Origin of the sequence: Rhodococcus sp. Q1 (assembly GCF_004153645.1) — a bacterium.
GTDB classification, from domain to species: Bacteria; Actinomycetota; Actinomycetes; order Mycobacteriales; family Mycobacteriaceae; genus Rhodococcus; species Rhodococcus gordoniae.
The window spans coordinates 746057-767140 of record NZ_SDMJ01000001.1 but is presented as its reverse complement, the minus strand read 5'-3'; the positions used below and the strand labels follow the sequence as shown (position 1 = coordinate 767140).

The 21084-nt window shown below is 66.3% G+C and carries 20 protein-coding genes and 1 pseudogene; 11 read left to right on the top strand and 10 right to left on the bottom strand.

Going from position 1 to position 21084, the window contains the following annotated elements; translation table 11 throughout:
- Nucleotides 1-71: 71 nt before the first annotated feature.
- Nucleotides 72-794, bottom strand: coding sequence for a M23 family metallopeptidase (locus EQ874_RS03660; RefSeq protein ID WP_129975622.1), 723 nt, complete (start codon nt 792-794; stop codon nt 72-74).
- 335 nt (nt 795-1129) lie between these two features.
- Complete coding sequence (locus tag EQ874_RS03655) at nt 1130-2464, bottom strand: cytochrome P450 (protein ID WP_129975620.1); 1335 nt, start codon at nt 2462-2464, stop codon at nt 1130-1132.
- A 191-nt stretch (nt 2465-2655) separates the two neighbouring features.
- On the opposite strand from EQ874_RS03655, the pseudogene EQ874_RS03650 reads away from it, so the two are divergent.
- From EQ874_RS03650 to EQ874_RS03630, 4 genes and pseudogenes are all read left to right on the top strand, one after another.
- Nucleotides 2656-2874: pseudogene (locus EQ874_RS03650) on the top strand (hypothetical protein); the annotation flags it as partial.
- A 593-nt stretch (nt 2875-3467) separates the two neighbouring features.
- Nucleotides 3468-4754, top strand: coding sequence for an MFS transporter (locus EQ874_RS03640; protein ID WP_242496653.1), 1287 nt, complete (start codon nt 3468-3470; stop codon nt 4752-4754).
- 237 nt (nt 4755-4991) lie between these two features.
- Nucleotides 4992-6284 (top strand): cytochrome P450, encoded by a 1293-nt coding sequence (locus tag EQ874_RS03635; protein ID WP_064063898.1) that lies wholly within the window; start codon nt 4992-4994, stop codon nt 6282-6284.
- On the top strand, nt 6281-6469 hold the full coding sequence (locus EQ874_RS03630; RefSeq protein WP_016931668.1) for a ferredoxin: 189 nt from the start codon (nt 6281-6283) through the stop codon (nt 6467-6469). The genes EQ874_RS03635 and EQ874_RS03630 overlap by 4 nt, the downstream gene beginning before the upstream one ends.
- Nucleotides 6470-6541: 72 nt before the next feature.
- On the opposite strand, the gene EQ874_RS03625 is transcribed toward EQ874_RS03630, so the two are convergent.
- Together EQ874_RS03625 and EQ874_RS03620 are read right to left on the bottom strand one after the other, a co-directional pair.
- Nucleotides 6542-8032, bottom strand: a complete 1491-nt coding sequence (locus tag EQ874_RS03625) for an ornithine decarboxylase (protein WP_129975616.1) — start codon at nt 8030-8032, stop codon at nt 6542-6544.
- Nucleotides 8033-8064: 32 nt separating this feature from the next.
- The gene (locus EQ874_RS03620) at nt 8065-8505 is read right to left on the bottom strand and encodes a nuclear transport factor 2 family protein (RefSeq protein WP_129975614.1); all 441 of its coding nucleotides are present in this window, start codon (nt 8503-8505) and stop codon (nt 8065-8067) included.
- 473 nt (nt 8506-8978) lie between these two features.
- On the opposite strand from EQ874_RS03620, the gene EQ874_RS03615 reads away from it, so the two are divergent.
- Nucleotides 8979-9626 (top strand): TetR/AcrR family transcriptional regulator, encoded by a 648-nt coding sequence (locus tag EQ874_RS03615; RefSeq protein WP_207213466.1) that lies wholly within the window; start codon nt 8979-8981, stop codon nt 9624-9626.
- 235 nt (nt 9627-9861) lie between these two features.
- On the opposite strand, the gene EQ874_RS03610 is transcribed toward EQ874_RS03615, so the two are convergent.
- Entirely contained in the window at nt 9862-10743 is an 882-nt protein-coding gene (locus EQ874_RS03610) for a DMT family transporter (protein WP_129975612.1), read from the bottom strand.
- A gap of 37 nt (nt 10744-10780) precedes the next feature.
- On the opposite strand from EQ874_RS03610, the gene EQ874_RS03605 reads away from it, so the two are divergent.
- Nucleotides 10781-12184, top strand: a complete 1404-nt coding sequence (locus EQ874_RS03605) for a PLP-dependent aminotransferase family protein (protein WP_129975610.1) — start codon at nt 10781-10783, stop codon at nt 12182-12184.
- 12 nt (nt 12185-12196) lie between these two features.
- Here the strand turns inward: EQ874_RS03605 and EQ874_RS03600 are convergent, their stop codons facing one another.
- Genes EQ874_RS03600 through fgd form a run of 3 tightly spaced genes read right to left on the bottom strand, consistent with a single transcriptional unit; the run spans nt 12197 to nt 15178 of the window.
- Nucleotides 12197-12496 (bottom strand): WhiB family transcriptional regulator, encoded by a 300-nt coding sequence (locus EQ874_RS03600; protein WP_129975608.1) that lies wholly within the window; start codon nt 12494-12496, stop codon nt 12197-12199.
- A 4-nt stretch (nt 12497-12500) separates the two neighbouring features.
- Nucleotides 12501-14153 carry a glucose-6-phosphate isomerase gene (gene pgi / locus EQ874_RS03595; RefSeq protein ID WP_129975606.1) on the bottom strand — a complete coding sequence of 551 codons (1653 nt, stop codon included), beginning with the start codon at nt 14151-14153 and terminating at the stop codon, nt 12501-12503.
- 20 nt (nt 14154-14173) lie between these two features.
- Nucleotides 14174-15178, bottom strand: a complete 1005-nt coding sequence (gene fgd, locus EQ874_RS03590; RefSeq protein WP_064065246.1) for a glucose-6-phosphate dehydrogenase (coenzyme-F420) — start codon at nt 15176-15178, stop codon at nt 14174-14176.
- Between the two features lie 205 nt (nt 15179-15383).
- Here fgd and EQ874_RS03585 point away from each other — a divergent pair, with 205 nt between their 5' ends.
- Genes EQ874_RS03585 through EQ874_RS03575 form a run of 3 tightly spaced genes read left to right on the top strand, consistent with a single transcriptional unit; the run spans nt 15384 to nt 17007 of the window.
- Nucleotides 15384-16145, top strand: coding sequence for a DeoR/GlpR family DNA-binding transcription regulator (locus EQ874_RS03585; protein WP_129975604.1), 762 nt, complete (start codon nt 15384-15386; stop codon nt 16143-16145).
- 31 nt (nt 16146-16176) lie between these two features.
- On the top strand, nt 16177-16518 hold the full coding sequence (locus EQ874_RS03580) for a metalloregulator ArsR/SmtB family transcription factor (RefSeq protein WP_064065244.1): 342 nt from the start codon (nt 16177-16179) through the stop codon (nt 16516-16518).
- A 3-nt stretch (nt 16519-16521) separates the two neighbouring features.
- Complete coding sequence (locus tag EQ874_RS03575; protein WP_064065243.1) at nt 16522-17007, top strand: SRPBCC domain-containing protein; 486 nt, start codon at nt 16522-16524, stop codon at nt 17005-17007.
- A gap of 114 nt (nt 17008-17121) precedes the next feature.
- Here EQ874_RS03575 and EQ874_RS03570 read toward each other — a convergent pair whose 3' ends face one another.
- A complete protein-coding gene (locus tag EQ874_RS03570; RefSeq protein ID WP_129975602.1) occupies nt 17122-18051 on the bottom strand; it encodes an Ig-like domain-containing protein in 930 nt (309 codons plus the stop codon).
- A 218-nt stretch (nt 18052-18269) separates the two neighbouring features.
- Here EQ874_RS03570 and EQ874_RS03565 point away from each other — a divergent pair, with 218 nt between their 5' ends.
- On the top strand, nt 18270-18794 hold the full coding sequence (locus tag EQ874_RS03565) for a DUF6328 family protein (RefSeq protein ID WP_064065241.1): 525 nt from the start codon (nt 18270-18272) through the stop codon (nt 18792-18794).
- Between the two features lie 73 nt (nt 18795-18867).
- Here EQ874_RS03565 and EQ874_RS03560 read toward each other — a convergent pair whose 3' ends face one another.
- Complete coding sequence (locus EQ874_RS03560; protein ID WP_129975600.1) at nt 18868-19497, bottom strand: hypothetical protein; 630 nt, start codon at nt 19495-19497, stop codon at nt 18868-18870.
- A gap of 209 nt (nt 19498-19706) precedes the next feature.
- Between EQ874_RS03560 and EQ874_RS03555 the strand changes: the two genes are divergently transcribed.
- Complete coding sequence (locus EQ874_RS03555) at nt 19707-21062, top strand: wax ester/triacylglycerol synthase domain-containing protein (protein ID WP_129975598.1); 1356 nt, start codon at nt 19707-19709, stop codon at nt 21060-21062.
- The last annotated feature ends 22 nt before the right edge of the window (nt 21063-21084 follow it).

Below are 21084 nucleotides of genomic sequence, written 5' to 3'. Positions count from 1 at the left end.
CACTGCCCCGACGCGGAATGCGCCGGGGCAGTGTTCGTTTCAGGCTTCGTTCACGGCTGTCGAGTACCGGATCAGCCCAGGTGCGAGCTGGGCACGGGAACGCCGCGCGCGTGGAACCACGGGATGGGATCGATCTTGGCGCCACCCGGCTGCCACACCTCGTAGTGCAGGTGTGGTCCGGTGGACTGGCCGCGGTTGCCCATCGTGGCGATCTGCTGGCCGGCGCGCACGTGCTGGCCGACCGACACGAGGGACTGGTCGATGTGACCGTACACGCCGGTCGTACCGTCGTCCTGGGCGATGCGCACCCACAGGCCGAAGCCCGAGGCCGGACCGGACTCGATCACGACGCCGTCGGTGACCGAGACGATAGGGGTGCCGATGGAGTTGGCGACATCGATGCCGTTGTGGTTCGTACCCCAGCGCGGACCGTAGCCCGAGGTGAGGGTGCCGGCGGCCGGGAATGCGAGGGCAGGACGACGAGCGGCTTCTTCGCGAGCTGCCCGCTCGGCGGCCTCACGGGCGATCCGCTCGGCCTCTTCCCGCTGCGCTGCTTCCTGCGCGGCGACCTCCTCGGCGACGCGCTGCGCTTCACGGTCGGCGGCGCGACGGAGCTTCTCGGTGTAGTGCGATGCGTCGACATCGGCAACCTTCAGCACCTGGGGTGCCGTGGACAGGTTCTCACCGGCACCGGTCCATGCCGTACCGGACTCGGTGCGGATCTGGTCGCCCGCAGCGTTCGCGACCGTCGTGCCACCGACCGTCACTGCGCTCGCAAGGACCGCGACGGCCATCCACCTGCCGGTACGTGCTGCACGGCGACGGATGTCGGTGGTTTCTCGGATGGGAGTGGATTCAGAATTTCGGCTCACAACAGTTCCTCTGGGACAGGCCCTCGGTAACGATAGGGTCACGATTCCATCACAGAGTACTTCGATGTTTGACTACGCCAGCGTGTCGGGTTGACAGAAAACCGACCGGTACCGGACAAAAACTGCCCGTTTTGCCCCACTGGAGTCACATGGACACCATCGCTCTCACCTGTTCGGGGCAGAACAGGGCCGAACAGTGAGCGACGTCATGGCACAGGGTGTCGTGGAGACGGCGCCGAGTGGGTACCGGAAGGGGTTCACCGCACCGCGAAACGCAACCCGAAATTGTCGAACGTAGCGGGCAAGGGACCCGTCGGATCGGGCTTCACGTTCGACACCACCGTGAAGTCCGCGGAGCGGAGCAGATACGCGAGGAAGGTGCTCGCCGTGAAGAGGACGATGCTGCGTCCGGGGCACACCGTCGGGCCGGCACTGAACGGCACGAGCGCCGGATGACGTTCGGCTCGGCCGTCCAGCCAGATCTCGGGTTCGAAGGTGTCGGCGAACGGGAGGTGGTCGGCGCGATGGAAGGCCGAGGAGAGGATCACGAAGCCCGTCCCCGCCGGGATGGTCGCGGTGCCGCCGGCACCGTCGCTCCATGCGGTCTCCTCCACGGAGTCCCGAAGGATGACCGGGGTGGTCGGCCACAGGCGGGTCGTGTCCAGTACACAGGCCCGCAGGTATTCGTAGACCTGCGGTGTCCCGGCTTCGGTGCCCGCCAGTTCCGCCTCGACGCGCAGGCGCTGTTCGGAGTGCGTGGACAGCACGGCGAGGGTGCGGGCGCCCACCATGCCCGCGGCGTCGAACGCGAACAGCCAGTGCGGCATCTGCCCGATCGGGTCGACGGACGCCGGTGCTGCGAGGTCTCGGACCACACCGGCCAGACTCTCGGACGGAGCCGCAGTGACGTGGTGGTGCAGGTTCTGGGTGAACCGATCGCGCAGGCGGTGCCGAAGGGGATGCGCGAACGACCAGTTCCCGTTCGAGCGGAGCGTCCACAGCTGGTCGGTGATGCTCTCGTCGTCACGAGCGGCGTCGCCGAACGCGAGTCGCCGGACCAGCCGCCACCAGGCCCGCACGAAATCCGGGGCGTCGAGTTCACCGCGCGACCTCGCCTGATCGAGCAGCCCCTGCGCCTCCTGCTCGATCACGGGGACCCAGTCGCCGGCGAGGCGGTGCAGGGCGTGTTCCGGTTCGAGCACCGACTCGTTGAAGGCACGTCGCTGGGCGCGGATGTCACCTCGGGAGATGAGCACACCGTTGGGCTGGAACGGGCTGAGCGCAGCCACCTTCTCCTTGTTGGCCGCGGTGAACGACGCCGTGTCGGTACGCAGGATCCGATCCACATCGTCCGACGCCAGGACGATCGCGAGCGTGCGTCCGGGGATCGGCACGACGAGCGGCCCGTCACCGTGCCGCTCACGCAGATCCGCGACCAAACGGACCACGCGGGCGTCCGACTGGTTCTTCTCGAGCAGCTTCATGGCCCACCGTCGCCGAGCGATCGGTCCCACAGCCACGAACGGCACGGCCACCTGTCCGAGGAGCCGAACGGCGTCGGTGGGCGAAACGGTCGCGGTCGTTGCAGGCACAGGCGCTCCCGGCGTCGAGGGGACAGGACCATTGAAGGATCCCCGCGGAGAGCGCATCCAAACGTCCCGGAGCGAGCAGGCTCACGCACCCTGCGGACAGACCCCCCGCTCGGAAAAGTGTGCAGCCGTCCTCAGGACACGCACACGTCCGGCGATGCAGCGACGACGGGAGCCGGGAAGCGCGCGATCCGGTCGTCGCGTCGTTCGTCCGGGGCGCCACGACGATTCCCGTCCCGGTCTTCGAGACGGACGCCGTCCTCGACCTGATCGAGCGAGAGAGTGTGACCATGCTGCCCGGTCCACCCACATCCCGTCGTGGCGCCACTGTCGAACAGATCGCCACCACGAGTGGAAAACCCTGTGCCGGAGCGGAAGTGAGCATCGCCGACGACGGCGATGTGCTCGGCCGGGTGAGCAAGGCGTTCGTCGTCTCGCCCGCTCCCGTCCCCGCCGAGGAATTGATCGCCTGGAGCCGCACCGCATGGCGGGATTCGAGCTCCCCCCTACCGAACAGGAGTTCCGTCATGGCCGACGAAGCTGCGACGCTCGATTTCGCCGTCAAGTGGCGGCACTGGAACGGCGGGCCCGATGAGGACATCTGGGTCACGTTCGGGATCGCCCCCGAGGAGTACTTCCATCGCCTGCGTGGTCTGCTGACCGCGCACCGGTGGAACCGATTCGAACCGCACATACTCGAGCAACTCGTGCGCATCTGCGACGAGCGGCTCGGCACCGTCGACATCGACTCCGCGGTGGACCGCCGTGGTCGAGTGCGGTACACCTCGTCGGCGCACCCGCTCAGCGCACTGTCCGCCTGAGTCCGGCCTCGAGGAATCTCTGCCGGCGTCGGTTTCACGGTCTTCCCACCCGGGTACGCACGGGGGCACCGATCTCGATCTCTCGATCGAAGGGAACGACCGTGGATACCGGTTCCGCCACCCCGACGCCGGAGGCCTCGTCTGCGCCCCCGGAACAGGTGCGACGCGCCATCGGCGCATCGGCCATGGGTAATTTCACCGAGTGGTTCGACTACGGCGTCTACGCATACACGGCCACCTATATCGCCGATTCGTTCTTCCCCGGCGATCTCGAGTCCGCGACACTGCTCACGCTGGGTGTCTTCGCAGTCTCCTTCGTCATGCGTCCGCTGGGCGGTTTCGTATGGGGCCCGCTCGGCGACCGGTTGGGGCGCCGGCAGATCCTGGCACTGACCATCCTGCTGATGGGTGGTTCGACAGTATTGCTCGGTGCTGTTCCGTCGTACGAATCGATCGGGTTCTGGGCGCCTGTGCTGCTTGTGCTGTTGCGCATGCTCCAGGGGTTCTCCACCGGTGGTGAATACGGCGGGGCGGCAACGTTCATGGCCGAATATTCCCCCGACCGCAAACGCGGCTTCTACGGCAGCTTCCTCGAGTTCGGCACACTGGGCGGTTTCTCGGCCGGCGCGTGCCTCGTCCTGATCATCGATCTGCTGTCGACGGACGCGTTCATGGCGACGTGGGGCTGGCGTCTTCCGTTCTTCGTCGCCGGTCCCCTCGCGCTCGTCGGTCTCTACCTGCGTTCGAAGCTCGACGAGACCCCGGTCTTCAAGGAGCTCGAGCGTGCGCACGAGGAGGAGAGCAGCGTCGGCGCCGAGTTCAAGGACCTGCTCACGAAATATTGGCGGCCGATCGTCGAACTGATGGGGCTGGTCGTCGCGCTGAACGTGTGCAACTACACGCTGCTGAGCTACATGCCCACCTATCTCGAGAACCGGATCGGATTGACCGGCACCGCGTCCCTGGTCCTGGTATTGATCGGCCAGCTCGCGATGATGGCGGTCATTCCCTTCGCCGGCGCGTTGTCGGACCGGATCGGTCGCAAACCGCTCTGGGCGGCATCGTTGGCCGGCCTGTTCGTTCTCGCCATCCCGATGTACATGCTGATGTCCGTGGGCTTCGGATGGGCAGTCGTGGGCTTCACCATCCTCGGCCTGCTCTACGTGATGCAGCTGTCGACCATCTCGGCGACCTTCCCCGCGATGTTTCCCACGCACGTTCGGTTCGCCGGTTTCGCGATCTCCTACAACGTGTCGACATCGCTGTTCGGCGGCACGGCGCCGGCGATCAACGAATGGTTGGTGGAACGGACCGGGAACGACCTCGTCCCGGCCTTCTACATGATGGGCGCGTGCGCGGTCGGGCTCGTCGCGCTGTATTTCGTGGCGGAGACGGCAGGCGCGTCGCTGCGCGGACGCGGCATCCCGGGAGTCGACACCGAAGCGCACCCCACCGCCCTGTCCCGCAGCTGACACCGCCCGCCGCGTTGTTGTTTCCACGCTTCGACGGTCCGACATTTCAAGATCGAATACAGATTCACGATGGCTGTCACGTTATCGGCCACAAGTCCGAAATGCGCGAAACATCCCCTCGCGCCGGATTTTCCATGCCGTGGTTGGATGTGCGGGCGAGACACGGCTTCGCGCGCGGGACGGCCGCGGGGCGAGGTCGAACTCCGCACCAGCCCACAGCCCGGCCCGGGAGGAACCATGACCGACATCGAGACGAAGAACTTCTTCACCGATCCGGACCTCGTCCAGGACCCGTACCCCTACTACGACGCCCTCCGCGAGGGATGCCCGGTCGGTCGCGAACCCCATCACGACGTCATGATGGTCACCGGATACGAAGAGGCGATCCAGGTCCTGAGCGACGAGCAGACGTTCTCGTCGTGCATCTCGGTGACCGGCCCGTTCTCCGGACTCCCGGCCTGCCCCGAGAGCGACGACATCACCGACTTCATCGAGGAGCACCGCCCCTCGCTGCCGATGAACGACCAGCTCCCCACGATGGACCCCCCTCAGCACACCGACCATCGCGGCCTTCTGATGCGGCTCATCACCCCCAAGCGTCTCGAGGAGAACGAGGCGTTCATCGAACGCATCGCCGACCGGCTCCTCGACGACCTGCTGGCCCGGGGCGAGGGCGATTACATCACCGGCTTCGCCGCGCCGTTCGCGATGCTCGTCATCGCCGACCTGCTGGGCGTCCCGGAAAGCGACCACCAGGAATTCATCGAGGGCCTGAACATCCAGGTGGAGAAGGGATTCTCGCTCGGCAGCACCGAGGGTGAAGCCCTGAAACTCAACCCCCTCGAGTTCCTGTACAAGAAGTTCGGTGCGTACATCGAGGACCGCCGGGCGCACCCGACCGGCGACGTGCTGACGGGTCTCGCCACCGCGACCTTCCCCGACGGCACCCTCCCGCCGGTCGACGACGTCCTCCGCATCGCCGCGAACGTGTTCTCCGCCGGTCAGGAAACCACCGTACGTCTGCTGAGCTCCGCGATGCGGATCATCGCCGAACAGCCCGAACTCCAGAAGACTCTGCGGAACGAACCCGATCGCATCGCGAACTTCATCGAGGAGACGCTGCGCTTCGAGAGCCCGATCAAGGGCGACTTCCGGCTCACGAAGACCTCCACCACCGTAGGCGGGGTCGACGTCTCGGCCGGCACGATCATGATGCTGGTCAACGGCGCCGCCAACCGCGATCCGCGCCAGTTCTCCGATCCGAACGAGTTCGACCTCGACCGCCGGAACGCCCGTACCCACATCGCGTTCGGCCGCGGCGTGCACACGTGCCCGGGTGCTCCGCTCGCCCGCACGGAAAGTCGCGTGGGCATCGCGCGCCTGCTCGAGCGCACCAGCGAGATCCGGATCTCCGAGAAGGTGCACGGCCCCGAGGACGACCGGAAGTTCGGTTACCTGCCGACCTTCATCCTGCGCGGCCTGCTCGCACTACACCTCGAGTACACGCCCGCCGAAGGTGAGGCGGAGTGAAGGTCTTCGTCGACGACGATGCCTGCCGTGGACACGGTGTCTGCCTCGCCGCCTGCCCGGAGGTCTTCGATCTGAGCGACGGCGGGTACGCCGTCACACTCGTGTCCGAGGTACCGGCCGAGCACGAGGAGTCCGTGCGGGAGGCCACGGCGGGTTGTCCCGAAAGGGCGATCCGGCTCGGCTGAGTCACCGATCGAAGCTGCGCACCGTCGTGGGCCCGGACCGAAAGGTCCTGGCCCACAATATTTTTCGTTTCGTCACCGCGAGTCGATCGACGCCGTCGCCGTGTCGACGACCACCCGGAACTCGTCGAGGGCACCGTCGGTCGCGTCGGGCACGTTCATCCCGGCGCCCACACCGCTGCGGAGATAGTCCACGACCGCCCGGTCGAGTCGCTCCCCCGGCACCACCGCGGGGATGCCCGGCGGATACGGGGTGAGCTGTTCCGCCGCGATGCGGCCGGCAGCGCGGTCTGCCGGCACCATCTCGGTCCGGCCGAAGAACGCGTCACGCGGGGACACCACGGATTCGAGCTGCAGTTCGTCCGGACTCGGCAGATCGATCCGCGGCGGCGCATCGAAGGACTCCGCCGCCCGGGACAACGCCTCGAGTGATTCGACGAGCCGATCGGCGGTGTCCTCGTCGTCGGCCATGGACATCGTGGCGAGGATCCTGCGGTGATCGGTCATGCCGACGTCGACATGGCAATGTTCGCGCAGCCAGTCGGCACACTGATATCCGGAGACCCCGAGTTCGTCGAGGTCCATGAGGATCTGCATCCGGTCCAGGTCGTGCGAGGCCTCGTCGCCGAGCAGCCGGTCGTCGAGGACCGAGATCCCGTCGATCCCTCGGATCCTGACCCGAGTGCTCCGGGCCAGGTCGAGGGCCTTGTCGAGCAATTCGGTGCCGTGCTCGACCATCTGGCGCCGCCAACCGTCGATCGCCGAGTAGATCAGCACGTTCGGGCTGGTGGTCATGAGGAGGTCGGCGCACGCCGAGAGGTGTGCGGCGTCGACCAGATCGCCCTGGACGTGGTACACCGAGCCCTGCTCGAAACCGGCACCCATCTTGTGCACACTCACCACGCAGACATCGGCTCCGGCGTCCATCGCCCAGGTCGGCAGGTCGTCGTGGAAGGGCAGGTGCGCTCCCCACGCCTCGTCGACGATGAGCGGCTTGCCACGTTCGTGGCAGACATCGGCGATACCCCCGATATCGGCGCACGTCCCGTAGGGGCTGGGACTGACGATCAGCGCCCCTGCTGCGTCGGGGTACTCGTCCCACATCCGACGAACCTGTTGTGGCGACGGCGGATGGGAGAAGTGCATCTCCTCGTCCCATCGCGGGGTGATCCAGCGCGGGGTGACACCGCTGAAGATCAGTCCGGCGACGATCGACTTGTGCGAGTCGCGGCCGAGCAGCAACCCTCCGGGATCGTTGCCGGCGACCGCCATCATGGCAGCCTTGACCGACAACGAACTGCCGCAGGTCGAGAAGAAGGCCTGCTCGGCTCCGACTGCTTCGGCCATGAGTTCTTCGGCTCTGCTGAGATAACCGTTGCGCGACAGCCGGTCGTCGAGGCCGCCCGAAGCGAGGACATCCGCTCGGAAGGGATCCCTTCCGAGCACGTGCGCGACCCGGTCGTCCACGCCGCGGCCCTGCCGGTGTCCCGGCGGGGAGTAGCCGTATCGGTCGAGCCGATGGTACTGCGCGAGAGCATCGAGCAACGGGGCTTCCGACTGGTCCACGCCGGTCGGTTACCCCGGTCGACGATCGGCAATCAGCGCACCTGGTTCTTCGCCGGGTCGGGATGGTTGGAGAACCACAGGCTCTCTTCGATGAGGCGGCAACTCTTCCAGCCGTCTTCCGTTCGCACGACCTCGTGGTGATAGTTGCCCCCGCAATAGGTCAGGCCGTCGACGCCGGGGAGTTGCATCGGGTTGTAGAACATCGCTCGCACCGTCGCCCGGTCGCCGTCGAGATCGACCTCGACGTTGGTGATGAAATGCTGCGACATCGGCAGGTACGACAGTGCCTTCTGCAACTGCGCCAGCACGTCGTCCCTCGGTCCGGGCGAAAAACCCACGGCGCTGTAGTCCAGATGGGCGTCCTCGGTGAAGACCGACGTCATCTTCTTCCAGTCCTTGGTGTCCACCGCCGTCGCATAGCGGTAGAGGAGTTCGGTGATGGCGTACTTGTCGCACAGCTCGTCGGGCGTCATAGTGCTCCTTCGATCTCGTCCGGAATTTTATTCTTTCAGAAGAGAACCTTCCTTCCAAGACCTCGTTCCGGTGCACGTCCGTATATGGGACAACGTGATTCACTCCACGATCCGAGCGGGAAAATCACGTCGGACATACACGTTTCCGGGCTGCCCCTCCGCTACCGGAATCGTTGTCCGCTACCGAAATTGCCGCAGCGAACGACGATTCCGGTAGCGAATACCCCACGCGCCGAAGGATGTAGGTCCGGACCTTACAGCTGTGGACGACGAGGTGATCGCCGTCGCACACCGTCCGACTGCCTCCTTTCCCGGCGCCGAGCCCCGGTAGGCGTGACAGAATAACACTCTCTCCTGGCGAGAGGATTATTCTCGAATCGGTGCGGGAACGGGAGGTCGGTCCCGCTGTGCGCCCCTGCGCTCCGGTACAGTGCTCCTATGTCCACCCCCCGCGACACAGGGCGATCCCGGCAGTGACGGGCCCCAGGGAAGAACCGGCCTGGAAGCAACGCGCAGTCGAGCGCTCCCTCCGGACAGCCAAACTGCGCGCCGAGCAGCGCGTTCAGCGCTTTCTCGACGCCGCGCAGGCGATCATCACGGAAAAAGGCAGCACCGACTTCACGGTCCAGGAGGTCGTCGACCGCTCCAAGCAGTCGCTTCGCAGCTTCTACCTGCAGTTCGACGGTAAGCACGAGCTGCTGCTCGCCCTCTTCGAGGACGCCTTGAGCCGCTCTGCCGACCAGATCCGCGCCGCTGCCGCCGGCGAGAAGGCCCCTCTCGACCAGCTCCGTGTCGCGGTGGAGTTGTTGTTCGAGTCGTCCCGGCCCGATCCCACGGCTCAGCGACCGCTGTTCACCGACTTCGCGGCGCAGCTGCTGCTCACCCATCCTGCAGAGGTGAAGGTCGCGCACGCCTCCATGCTCGCGCTGTTCACAGAACTGATGGAGAAGGTCGATGCCGAGGGCAGTCTGCGCGAAGGGGCGAATCCGAAGCGGATGGCCACCATGACGATGCAGACCGTGATGTTCATCGCTCAGTCCAGCGGGGGCGACGACAGCACGAACCGTCCCATCACGGCCGACGAGGTCTGGGACTTCTGCTCGCAGGGATTCACCGCGTAGGGGAAGAACGTCATTCTCTGATGGGAGTAGTTCACTTACGTTCGGTTCGTGACCGAGTTGCGGAATGATCTCCTCGCCTGTCTCGACGTGCACCCGATGCTGACGGGAACAGTGCACGGTCGACATGCCCCACCGGCCGGCGTCCACCCCTCGTACACGCTGTCGAAGTACGGAATGTCGCTGTTCACTTCGGGATTCGCGACGGGATTTCGTCCTCGACAAGGACTGACGCACCTCAGGTGCGGCGGACGCGAACAGCGGTGCCGGCACACAGCACGACGGCGGCACCGCACGCAACGACCGCCCAGGTCAGCGGTTCTCCCAGCAGCCACGCGGCCCAGCCGACCGTCATGATCGGCTGAGTGAGCTGAACCTGACCGACCCGCGCCATCGGCCCGATCGCCAGACCTCGATACCACGCGAAGAAGCCGAGGAACATGCTGACGACGCCGAGATACGCGAACGACGCCCAGTGCGTCACATCGCCTTGCGGTAGCCCGGCGGTGAACGAGACGAGGGTGAGCGACACCATGAGCGGCGACGCCAGAACCAGTGCCCACGAGATCGTCTGCCACGCACCGATCTCCCGTGCCAGCAGACCGCCTTCGGCGTAACCGAGGGCGGCGGCCACCACCGCACCGAGCAACAGCAGATCGGCTCGGCCGAAGCCCTCGAAGCCTCCATCGCGTAGGCCGGCAAAGACCATGACGGCGAGCGTCCCCGCAGCTGCCGCGACCCAGAACGGCGCCGGGGGTCGTTCGCGGGCACGCAGTACCGCGACCACCGCGGTCGCTGCGGGGAGGATTGCGATGACGATCGCGCTGTGGTTCGCCGGTGCCGTGGTCAGGGCGTAGGAGGTGAGCAGGGGAAATCCGATCACCACGCCGCCCGCGACGACGGCGATTCTGCCCCACTGATGTCCGTGCGGGAGTCGTTGTCCCGTGAACGCGAGCGCGAGAGCGGCGAGAACCGCTGCGACGACCGCGCGACCGGCGGCGACGAACAGCGGTGACATCACCCCGCTCTCGACGGTGATTCGGGTGAGGGGCACTGTCAGGGAGAAGCCTGCGACGCCGAGAAGACCCCAGGCCAGCCCGCGAGGATCGGGGGATAGCACTGGCCGGTCCGGAATGATAGCGCTACTCTGTACTCTCATGTCGAACAGTAGCAGTTCGCAACTCGTCGCGGAACTGACCCGGTGGCTCGCCACCGCTGCGCCCGGCGCCCGACTGCCCTCGACGAGGTCGCTCGTCGCGCAGTACGGCGTCGGTCCCGTCACGGTGCAGAAGGCACTGCGAACGCTCCAGGCCCGGGGGCTCGTGGAGAGCCGCTCCGGTGTCGGCACCTTCGTACGGCAGATCCGCATGTCGAACACGATCGATCACAGTTGGCAGACGGAAGCGCTCGGAACAGCTCCCCCGCTTGCCCGCGCCTCTGCTGCCCTGCGCACGGTGGCCAACGACGTGGTTGCGCTCCACTCCGGTTACCCCGACCGCACACTGCTTCCCGAACGTCTCGTCCGCGGAGCGTATTCGCGGGCATCCCGCAGCAATGCCGCCGTCGAACGGACCCCTGCCGCGGGACTTCCCGAACTGCAGGCATGGTTCGCCACGGAACTGACGGAAGCGACGAACGCGCGCACCGCGCCACCGTTCGCGGGCGACGTGATCATCACACCCGGCAGCCAGAGCGGCCTCGGTTCGATCTTCCGCGCACTCGTCGGCGCCGGCAATCCCCTCGTGGTGGAGTCACCCACCTATTGGGGAGCGATCCTCGCCGCCACGAAGGCGGGCGTACAACTCGTGCCCGTCTCGAGCGGTCCCAACGGACCCGATCCCGACGAAGTGGCCCGCGCGTTCGACCGGACCCGGGCGCGCGCCTTCTACGCGCAACCGAACTTCGCGAATCCCACAGGGTCGCAATGGTCGTCGTCGATCGGCGAGCGGGTCCTCGACGCGGTGCGCGATGCGGGAGCGTTCGTCATCGAGGACGACTGGGCCCACGACTTCGGGATCTCCACCCCGTCCGTCCCACTGTTCGCACGCGACGACTCCGGCCACGTCGTCTACATCCGCTCGCTGACCAAGAGCGTCGCACCGTCGGTGCGGGTCGCGGCGATCGTGGCGCGAGGACCCGCTCGCGAACGCATCCTCGCCGACGTGCAGGCCGAATCCGTCTACGTGAGCGGCGTTCTCCAGACCGTCGCGCTCGACGTCGTCACCCAGCCCGCGTGGCAGACCCACCTGCGGGCAGTCCGTCGCGAACTCGAATCCCGCCGCAACCTCCTCGCGAGCGAACTCCGTGAGCACGCACCCGAGGTGGAATTCGACGGACTACCGCCCGGTGGGCTCAACCTGTGGGGCAGGCTCCCCGACGACACCGACGCCCAGGCAGTCGCGCGCGACTGCGAGGCCGCCGGGGTGCTCGTCGCGGCGGGCGACGAGTGGTTCCCGGCAGAACCCACCGGCCAGTACCTCCGGCTCAACTTCGCCGGCCCGAATCCGGCGGCCTTCCGAGAGGCCGCCCGGGTCATCGGGAAAGTCGTCTCCGGCGGGTGAGAGCGGTCGGTGTCACCGACTGGTGTGGCGCCGGCGGGCCCTTCTCACCCGGGCGCGTTCGTCCTCCGTGAGCCCGCCCCAGATCCCGTAGCGTTCACCGGAATCGAAGGCGTACTGCAAGCACTTCTGCCGCACCGGACAACGAGCGCACACCTTCTTGGCCGAGGCCATGCGGTTCTCCCTCGCGTCGCCCCGCTCGTTGTCCGGGTGGAAGAACAACGAGCCGTCCGCGTCGCGACAAGCCGCGTCCATCTGCCAATCCCACTCCTCGGCAACGGGAGGCGGCAGATAGAGCAACTTCGGCGCGGGCATGTCCTTACTTCCCTCCGTCGCGCAGGGTTCGGTAGGTCTCGATCAGGTGGTCGGTGGAGGCATCGCCGGTGTCGGGGGTCTCCTCGCCGGCGAGCACCGCCTGCAGGGCGGTGGCCTGGGTCTTGCCGAGTTCGACCCCCCACTGATCGAACGAATCGATCCCCCAGATCACCCCTTGGACGAAGGTCTGATGCTCGTAGAAGGCGATGATCTGCCCGAGCACCGACGGCGTCAACTCGGGCGCCAGGATCGTCGTCGACGGCCGATCCCCGGGCATCACCTTGTGCGCCACCAACGCCTCGTCGACGCCGTCGGCGCGGACCTCGTCGGCATCACGCCCGAAGGCCAACACTTTGGCCTGGGCGAACATGTTCGCCAGCAACAACACCTGCATGCTGGTCTGCCCGTCGCGGGCGGGCAGGTCGTCGCCGCTACGGGCCAGGCCGAGAAAGTCGACGGGGACGATCTCGGTGCCCTGGTGCAGCAGCTGGAAGAAGGCGTGCTGACCGTTGGTACCGGGCTCACCCCAGAACACCTCCCCGGTCGGACACACCACCGGTGTGCCGTCGGCGCGCACGGATTTGCCGTTCGATTCCATGGTCAGCTGCTGCAGATAGGCCGGCAGCCGCGCCAGATCCTGCGCATAGGGCACCACCGCGCGCGACCGATAACCGAGGATGCTCGCATTCCATACCCCGATCACCCCCGCCAGCAACGGTGCGTTCTGTGCCGGGGCGGTGGTGGCGAAGTGGGTGTCGATGGTGTGCATGCCGGCGAGGAACTCGGCGAACCGCTCGCGTCCGATGGCGCACATCACCGCCAGCCCGATCGCCGAGCCGACCGAATAGCGGCCGCCGACCCAGTCCCAGAATTCGAACATGTTCGCCGGGTCGATGCCGAACTCGACCACCCGCTCGGTGTGCGTCGACACCGCGACGAAATGCTTCGCCACGGCGTCCTCCCCGAGGGCGTCGACGAGCCAGCGGCGGGCGGCGGTGGCGTTGGAGAGGGTTTCGAGGGTGGAAAACGTCTTCGACGCGACGATGAACACGGTCGTCGCCGGGTCCAGGTCGGCCAGTGCCGCGGTCAGATCGGCGGGGTCGACGTTGGAGACGAACCGTGCCGCGGGCCCGTCGTGGAAGCGGCGCAGCGCGCCGGTGACCATCGCCGGGCCGAGATCGGAGCCGCCGATGCCGATGTTGACCACCGTGGTGATCCGCTGCCCGGTGGCGCCGCGCCAGCGTCCGTCGCGGATCCGGTCGGTGAACTCACCCATCCGGTCGAGCACGGCATGCACCTGCGCGGCGACGTCGATTCCGTCGACGATCAGCGATGCCTGCCGCGGCAGCCGTAGGGCGGTGTGCAGCACCGCCCGGTCTTCGGTGCTGTTGATGTGCTCACCGGCGAGCATCGCCTCGCGGGCGGCGGCCACACCCGTCTGCTCGGCGAGCTGGAGGAGCAGTTCGAGAGTGCGGGCGGTGAGACGCTGTTTGCTGAAGTCGACCACCAGATCCCCGGCGTGTGCGGTCAACGCCTGTATCCGCTGCGGCTCGATCGCGAACAGCTCCCGCAGGGACACCGCGGCGATCTCGTCCCGGTGAGCTTCGAGGGCTTGCCAGGCCTTCGTGGTCGTCACATCTCGCGTTTCCGTATCCATGTTTCTGCCGAGGTCTTTCATCACGCCAGGGCGCGCAGGCGCGGTGCGAGGTCGCGTTCGAACAGTTCCAGGAACCGCTTCTGATCATGGCCCGGCGCGTGGAACACGAGATGATTCAACCCGGCATCGACATATGCCTTGACCTGCTCGACCGCCTCGTCCGGATCCGACGCCACGATCCACCGCTTGGCGACCTGCTCGATCGGCAACGCATCGGCCGCCGCTTCCATCTCCATCGGATCGTCGATGCTGTGCTTCTGTTCCGGCGTGAGCGACAGCGGCGCCCAGAACCGCGTGTTCTCCAACGCCAGCTCGGGGTCGGTGTCGTACGAGATCTTGATCTCGATCATCTTGTCGATCCGGTTCACGTCGCGCTCGGCCTTCTCCGCTCCCTCCGCCACCGCCGGCAGCAGTTTGTCGGTGTAGAGATCCATACCCTTGCCCGAGGTGCAGATGAACCCGTCCCCCGCCCGCCCCGCATACCGCGCCACCACCGGGCCACCGGCGGCGATATAGACCGGAATGCCCTGCTCGGGTACGTCGTAGATCGACGCGCCCTTCGTGGTGTAGTACTCCCCCTCGAAATCGACCCGGTCCCCGCGCCACAGTTCACGCATCAGCCGCACCGACTCGCGCAGCCGGGCGAAACGTTCCTTGAACTCCGGCCACTCCCCGGCATAGCCGGTGGCGATCTCGTTGAGCGCCTCACCGGTACCGACACCGAGGAAGATCCGCCCCGGATACAGACAACCCATCGTCGCGAAGGCCTGCGCGATCACCGCCGGGTTGTACCGGAACGTCGGGGTCAGCACCGAGGTCCCGAGCTGCAACCGCTCGGTGCGCTCCCCCACGGCGGTCATCCACGCCAGCGAGAAGGGCGCGTGCCCTCCGTTGTGCCGCCACGGCTGGAAGTGATCCGACACTGTCGCCGAATCCATCCCGTGCCGCTCGGCCAGCACTCCCAGTTCGACCAGCTCGCGCGGGCCGAACTGCTCCGCAGACGCCTTGTATCCCAACTTCAGCATTACCGTGCAACCTCCGAACAACGTGGTGCCAGCGAAACGATCACGCACAATCGAGCAAATCCTGCACGAAATCATGCACACTGAGCGCAGACAGTGTCAATATCCACGCAAAGGTGTGTCGCCTGTGCGTTATGGTCGTGCACCGACCCCGACCACGGCGTCCGAGTACCCAGAAATTCGAGTGCCCAGAGCCCTAGGAGCAATCGTGTCAGCGACCGCACGGCGACGTGAGATCTTCCACCGAATCCTCGCCGACGGATATATCGATGCGAAGACCCTCTCGGCCGATCTCGGCGTCGACGCGTCCACGATCCGTCGAGATCTCGATGCGCTCGCCCGCGAAGGGAAGGTCGAACGCACGCACGGGGGTGCCCGAGCGGTCGAGGGCGCGGGTCTCGAGGTGCCGTACGCGCTCAAGAAGGACGTGCGTCGCGAGGAGAAAGCGGCCATCGCAGCGGTTGCGTCCGCCATGGTGTCGGACGGCGACAGTGTGGTGCTCGACAGCGGATCCACCACGTACGAGGTGGCCGTGGCACTGCGGCACAAGGCGTCGCTGACGGTACTCACCAACGACCTGCGTATCGCGAAATACGTTGCGGCATTCCCGGATGTCCGGCTTCTCGTGTCCGGGGGCGAACTCCTCGGCTCGGTGTACACCCTGGTCGGGGACCACGCCGTGCGGTTCCTCTCGGACTATTCGGCCGACTGGGCGTTCCTCGGCGCCGACGCCGTGCACCCCACCGCCGGCGTCACGAACACCAACACGCTGGAGATCCCGATCAAACGGGCGATGATCCGGTCGGCCGAGAAGACGATCGTGGTGACGGACCATTCGAAGTTCGGAGAGCGTGCGCTCGCCCGGGTCGCGAGCCTCGACGAGATCACGTCCATCGTCACCGACGACGATCTCGACGAGGAGCATCGCGCACCCTACGGCGACCGGCTCGTCATCGCCCCGAAGTCTTGACATACAACCATTCGGTTGTACATTTGGAGATGTGAGCGGAGACGACGAGGACCGGGCCGACGCCCTGTTCCACGCGCTCTCCGACCGGACCCGGCGCGACATCATGCGACGCGTCCTGGCCGGCGAACACTCGGTGTCCGCTCTCGCGGCGAACTACGACATGTCCTTCGCCGCAGTACAGAAGCACGTCGCCGTGCTGGAGAAGGCCGGCCTGCTCGTGAAGCGACGCAGCGGTCGCGAGCAGTTGGCCAGTGGTGACGTGACGGCAGTGCGGTCGGTGGCGTCCATGCTCACCGAGCTGGAGCAGGTCTGGCGCGGTCGCATCGCGCGCATCGACGAACTCATCGCATCCGAATCCTCCGAGGAAGGCTGAGAAATGCCTGTAACCGACGTCCGGCACGACCCCGACAAGCTGACCCTGACCATCACCGCCGAGTTCGCCGCCCCGGTGTCCCGCATCTGGCAGGTCTACGCCGATCCCCGTCAGCTGGAGAAGATCTGGGGACCCCCGACCTTCCCCGCGACGGTGGTCGACCACAATCTGAAGCCCGGCACCCGCACCACCTACTACATGACCGGCCCCGACGGCGAGAAGTACGCCGGCTACTGGGATATCACGGCCGTCGACGAACCGACGAGTTTCTCGTTCCTCGACGGTTTCGCGGAGCCGGACTTCACCCCGAAGCCGGAACTGCCCGTCTCGCGGAGCATCTACAACTTCGAAGAGTTCGAAGGCGGCACGCGCGCAATCTACGTCAGCACCTACGAGAGCGCCGAAGCACTCCAGCAGGTACTGGACATGGGCGTGGTCGAGGGCGCTTCGTCCGCCATCAACCAGATCGACGACCTGGTGGCCACCTAGCAGAATCGAAAAGCCGACGCCCCCTGCTCTTTCCGGATGAAACGAACCGGAGAGCAGGGGGCGTCGGAAAGCCTTGCCGTCAGTGCGACGGAGATCGGGTCGGGCGACGGAGGATCAGAGATTCCAGTCGCCCAGACCGTCCCAGCCGTTGAGGGTTCCACCGGCGGTGTTCTGCACGATCACCGGGTCGCCCTTCTTCGCGTTCTCGAAGAACCACTTTCCGTCCTCGGTGCTCACGTTGAGGCAACCGTGGCTGACGTTGGTGTTGCCCTGCGCGCCGACCGACCACGGAGCGGCATGAAGGAAGATTCCGCTGTTGGACATCCGCGTCGCGTACTCGACGTAGGTGCGGTAGCCCTCGGGGCTGTCGACAGGAACTCCGTAGGTCGACGAGTCCATGTACATGTCGCGGTACTTCTCACCGACGATGTAGGTGCCGTTCGGGGTGTCGTGACCGGGCTTGCCGAAGGACGTCGGCATGGTGCGGACGACCTCACCGTTGCGGGTGACGGTGATCGTCTTGGTGTTGTCGTCCGCCACCGTCACCAGGGCGTCGCCGATGGTGAACGACGACTGCGCGTCGCCGGCCTTCACGGTGACCGAGGTGTTCGCGGGCCAGAACTCGAACGGCTTCCACCGGACCTGCGTGTTCGACGCCCAGTAGAAGTGCCCGTCGACGGGCGGCTGCGAGGTGATGCGGATGGCGCGTTCGGCGGCTGCACGATCTCCGACGGCCTCGTCGAACCGGATGATGATCGGCTGTGCGACACCCACCGTCTCCCCGTTCGACGGGTTGACGGACGGAGCGGAGAACGGTGCGGCCGGCTCGGGAACGAGCTGCGGCGGCGTCACCCCGGGCGGGGTGAGTCCTTCGATCAGCTCCTGGACACTCGGGACCTCGGGCCCACCGGGCCACAGCGGTGCCGCGCTCGCAGGGCCGGCGGTGGCCAGTGCCACGGCGGCTGCGCCTACGAATGCAGCACCGATCCGCGCGGATCGGCGGCCCGTGCGGCGACGGTTCGACAAAGCTTGCTTTTCGAACATTCCACAACCCATCGTTCAGCGTTGCGCCGCGTCCTCTTTCCCCTCCGCGGCGCGCTCGTACCCGTTCATTAGATACAGGACGATAACGAGGGAGCAATTCGAGAGCGCTCGGTTCGGCGTCTACCCAGGTCGGTGGATCACACGGTGTACTTCGCATCCGCACGACCCCGGCGTGTCGCGCGTGTTCGATCACCTCGAAAATGGGGCATTGTCAGTGTATGGACGACACGGGCTCTCGCGACGACGCGGCATGGAACTACCGGGAGCGCGGTGAAACCGAGACCCAGCGACTCGACCGCAACTGGAACAACCTGCTGCAGGAACTGCGCGTCGTACAGACGGGTGTTCAGCTCCTGACCGGATTCCTGCTCACGTTGCCGTTCCAGCAGCGATTCGAGGAGCTGTCGGACGCGCAGAAGGTGATCTATCTGGTCACGGTCGCTCTCTCGGTGACCGCGGTGATCTTGCTGGTCGCGCCTGTCGGACTGCACCGGCTGTTGTTCCGGCAGCATGCCCTGGCCACGCTCGTCGCGACCGGACAACGACTGGCGATCGCAGGTATCACCGTTCTGGGACTGGCCATCGTCGGTGTCGTCCTGCTGATCTTCAGCTTCGTCGCAAATATGCCCGCCGGAATAGTCGCAGCTGCCATCGCGCTGGTGATGTTCTTCGGTTTCTGGATACTGCCGTCGTTGCAGAACCGTCACGATATCGACGATGCCCGGCCACCACACGGCGGATGACACCCCGCCGCGGCACGGACTGTTTGTCGGAATCCACAGCAGTGCAGCAGTTTTCCATATTTCCCGTTTCGGTTCAGACCAGTTCGGGGACGTGCAGATGCGCGATGGCGAGTTCGAACTCACCGGTATCGAGCACCCTCGCGTCTGCCGCGTGAGTCACCTCGGCCCGGATGGCGTCGATGCGGTCTCCGTTGCTCTCCATCGCCTGTGCGTTGTCGAAAGTCAACGACGACACCCCGCGGCCGGTGGCGCGGTCGAGCATCAGACTGGCACTGCAGAAGCCCTCGAGTTCCTCCATCCTCGGCAACGCTGCCATCTTCCACATGTCCACTCCACGATCGAGTCGGGCCGGTTCGAGTTCGACCCAGGTGACACGGCAGCAGGCTCCACGAGTCGCATGATGATCGCGATGCATCACGGCGATCTCCCATTGCGACACCTCCGTGGCAGCATGGAACATCCGGGCCGCCTCGTCACGGAGCATGCGGACCAGGCCTTCGCTGGAGCGCAACACATCCTCGTCCCGCCATGAACTGGTGGCGATGCAGCGGCCCGAGCCGCGATCGATCAGCAGGGACAGTCCCAGGCAGCCGTCGATGTCCGCCAGCGCCGGCATGACGATGTCACGTACGTGCTTGATCCCGGAGTCGATGTACGACGGATGGGCGTGAATGGTGGTCGAGCGTGCAAACACGATCGGCACCCCCTCTCCTCGGGGCGGCGCCGACACGGCGTCGCCGGTCGTTTCCCGTGTTCCACACTGCTCCCCTGCGCCGCCGTAAGCAATAGGGCATCGTCGGCGGCGCGAGCCCGACGACGAGGTGATGTCGCGGGTCATCGCCCCGAGCGGATCGACATCCACGACGCTCTGCGGTTACTGCTTCTTCCGCCCCATCCGTCTGCGATCCTCGAATGGTGGCGGATTCGAGCCGCATAGACCGCATCGGCCCCGGCGACCTGACCGAACTCGCCTCCGACGTCGGGCCGGTGCCTCTGCACGTCGGTGCCGTGATCTTCTTCGCCGGCGAGGGTGGCTCGGATCCGGCGACTCTGCGGGCGGCATTCGCCGAGCGGCTCTCCGGCATCCGACGGCTGCGGCAACGCCTGATCCGACCTGCACCCGGACTCGGACGGCCTTACTGGTTCGACGACGACCACTTCGACATCGATGCTCACCTGTCGCAGGTGCGGTGCCCGGCCGCCGGTGATCGGGACGCCGCCATCACACTCGCCGTGGAGGCCCTCACCCGACCGCTGCCTCGGTCCCGGCCGCTGTGGCGCGCGCTCCTCGTCACCGACATCGCGGATCCGCACGGACACACGGCGACGGTGATGGTCCTGCACCATGTCCTGGCCGACGGGATCGGCGGTCTGGCGATCCTCGCGCATCTCGTCGACGGCGTGGACAGTGCGGCATCCAGGTACGAAGATGCTCCACCTTCTACGAGTCCGCGAACGGGAGAACTCCTCGCCGACAACATGATCGGACGTCTGCACAGTGTGCGGCGAGCTCCGCAGGTCCTCGCTCGTCTTCCCGATGCGTGGGCGGAGCTCGGACGGGGTTCCGGCGGACGTGCTCCTCGATGTTCGTTCAATGCGCCCACCGGTGTTCGCCGTGCGTTCAGGACGGTCGAGGTGGATCTGGACACCGTCCGTCGGACGGGACGACGACGGCACGCGACCGTCAACGATGTGCTGCTGGTCGCGGTCGGTGGTGCCCTGGCCACGGTCCTGCACGCGCGCGGCGAGTTCCCGTCCGAATTGGTCGTCTCGGTGCCGGTGTCCGCCCGCACCGCGACCACGCGTGGGCAATTGGGAAATCGGGTGGGCGTCATGCCCGTCCGGGTGCCGCTGGAGGGAACCCCGCACCAGCGGCTGGTTTCCGTCTCCTGCCGTACCCGCGCCCAGAAGTCGAGCGTGCGAGGTCTGTCCGCTGCGCTGATGGGCCCACTCTTCCGGATTCTCGCTGCCGTCGGGGTGTTCCGCTGGTTCGTGAACCGCCAACATCTGGTCAATACTTTTCTGTCCGACCTGCCGGGCCCGTCGTCGGCCGTTACCCTCGCCGGGGCGCCGGTCACCTCGATCGTTCCGATGATCGTCGGTACGGGAAACATCGGAGTCGCCTTCGTGGCACTGTCGTATGCCGGCACGCTGACCGTGACGATCACCGTCGATCCCGATCTCGTTCCGGAGATCGATGACCTCGAAGATGCGCTGCGCGAACAGTTCCACGCGATCATCGCTTCCGAAGGGGGATCCGCACAGTAGTTCACCGTGTGACGACGAGGAA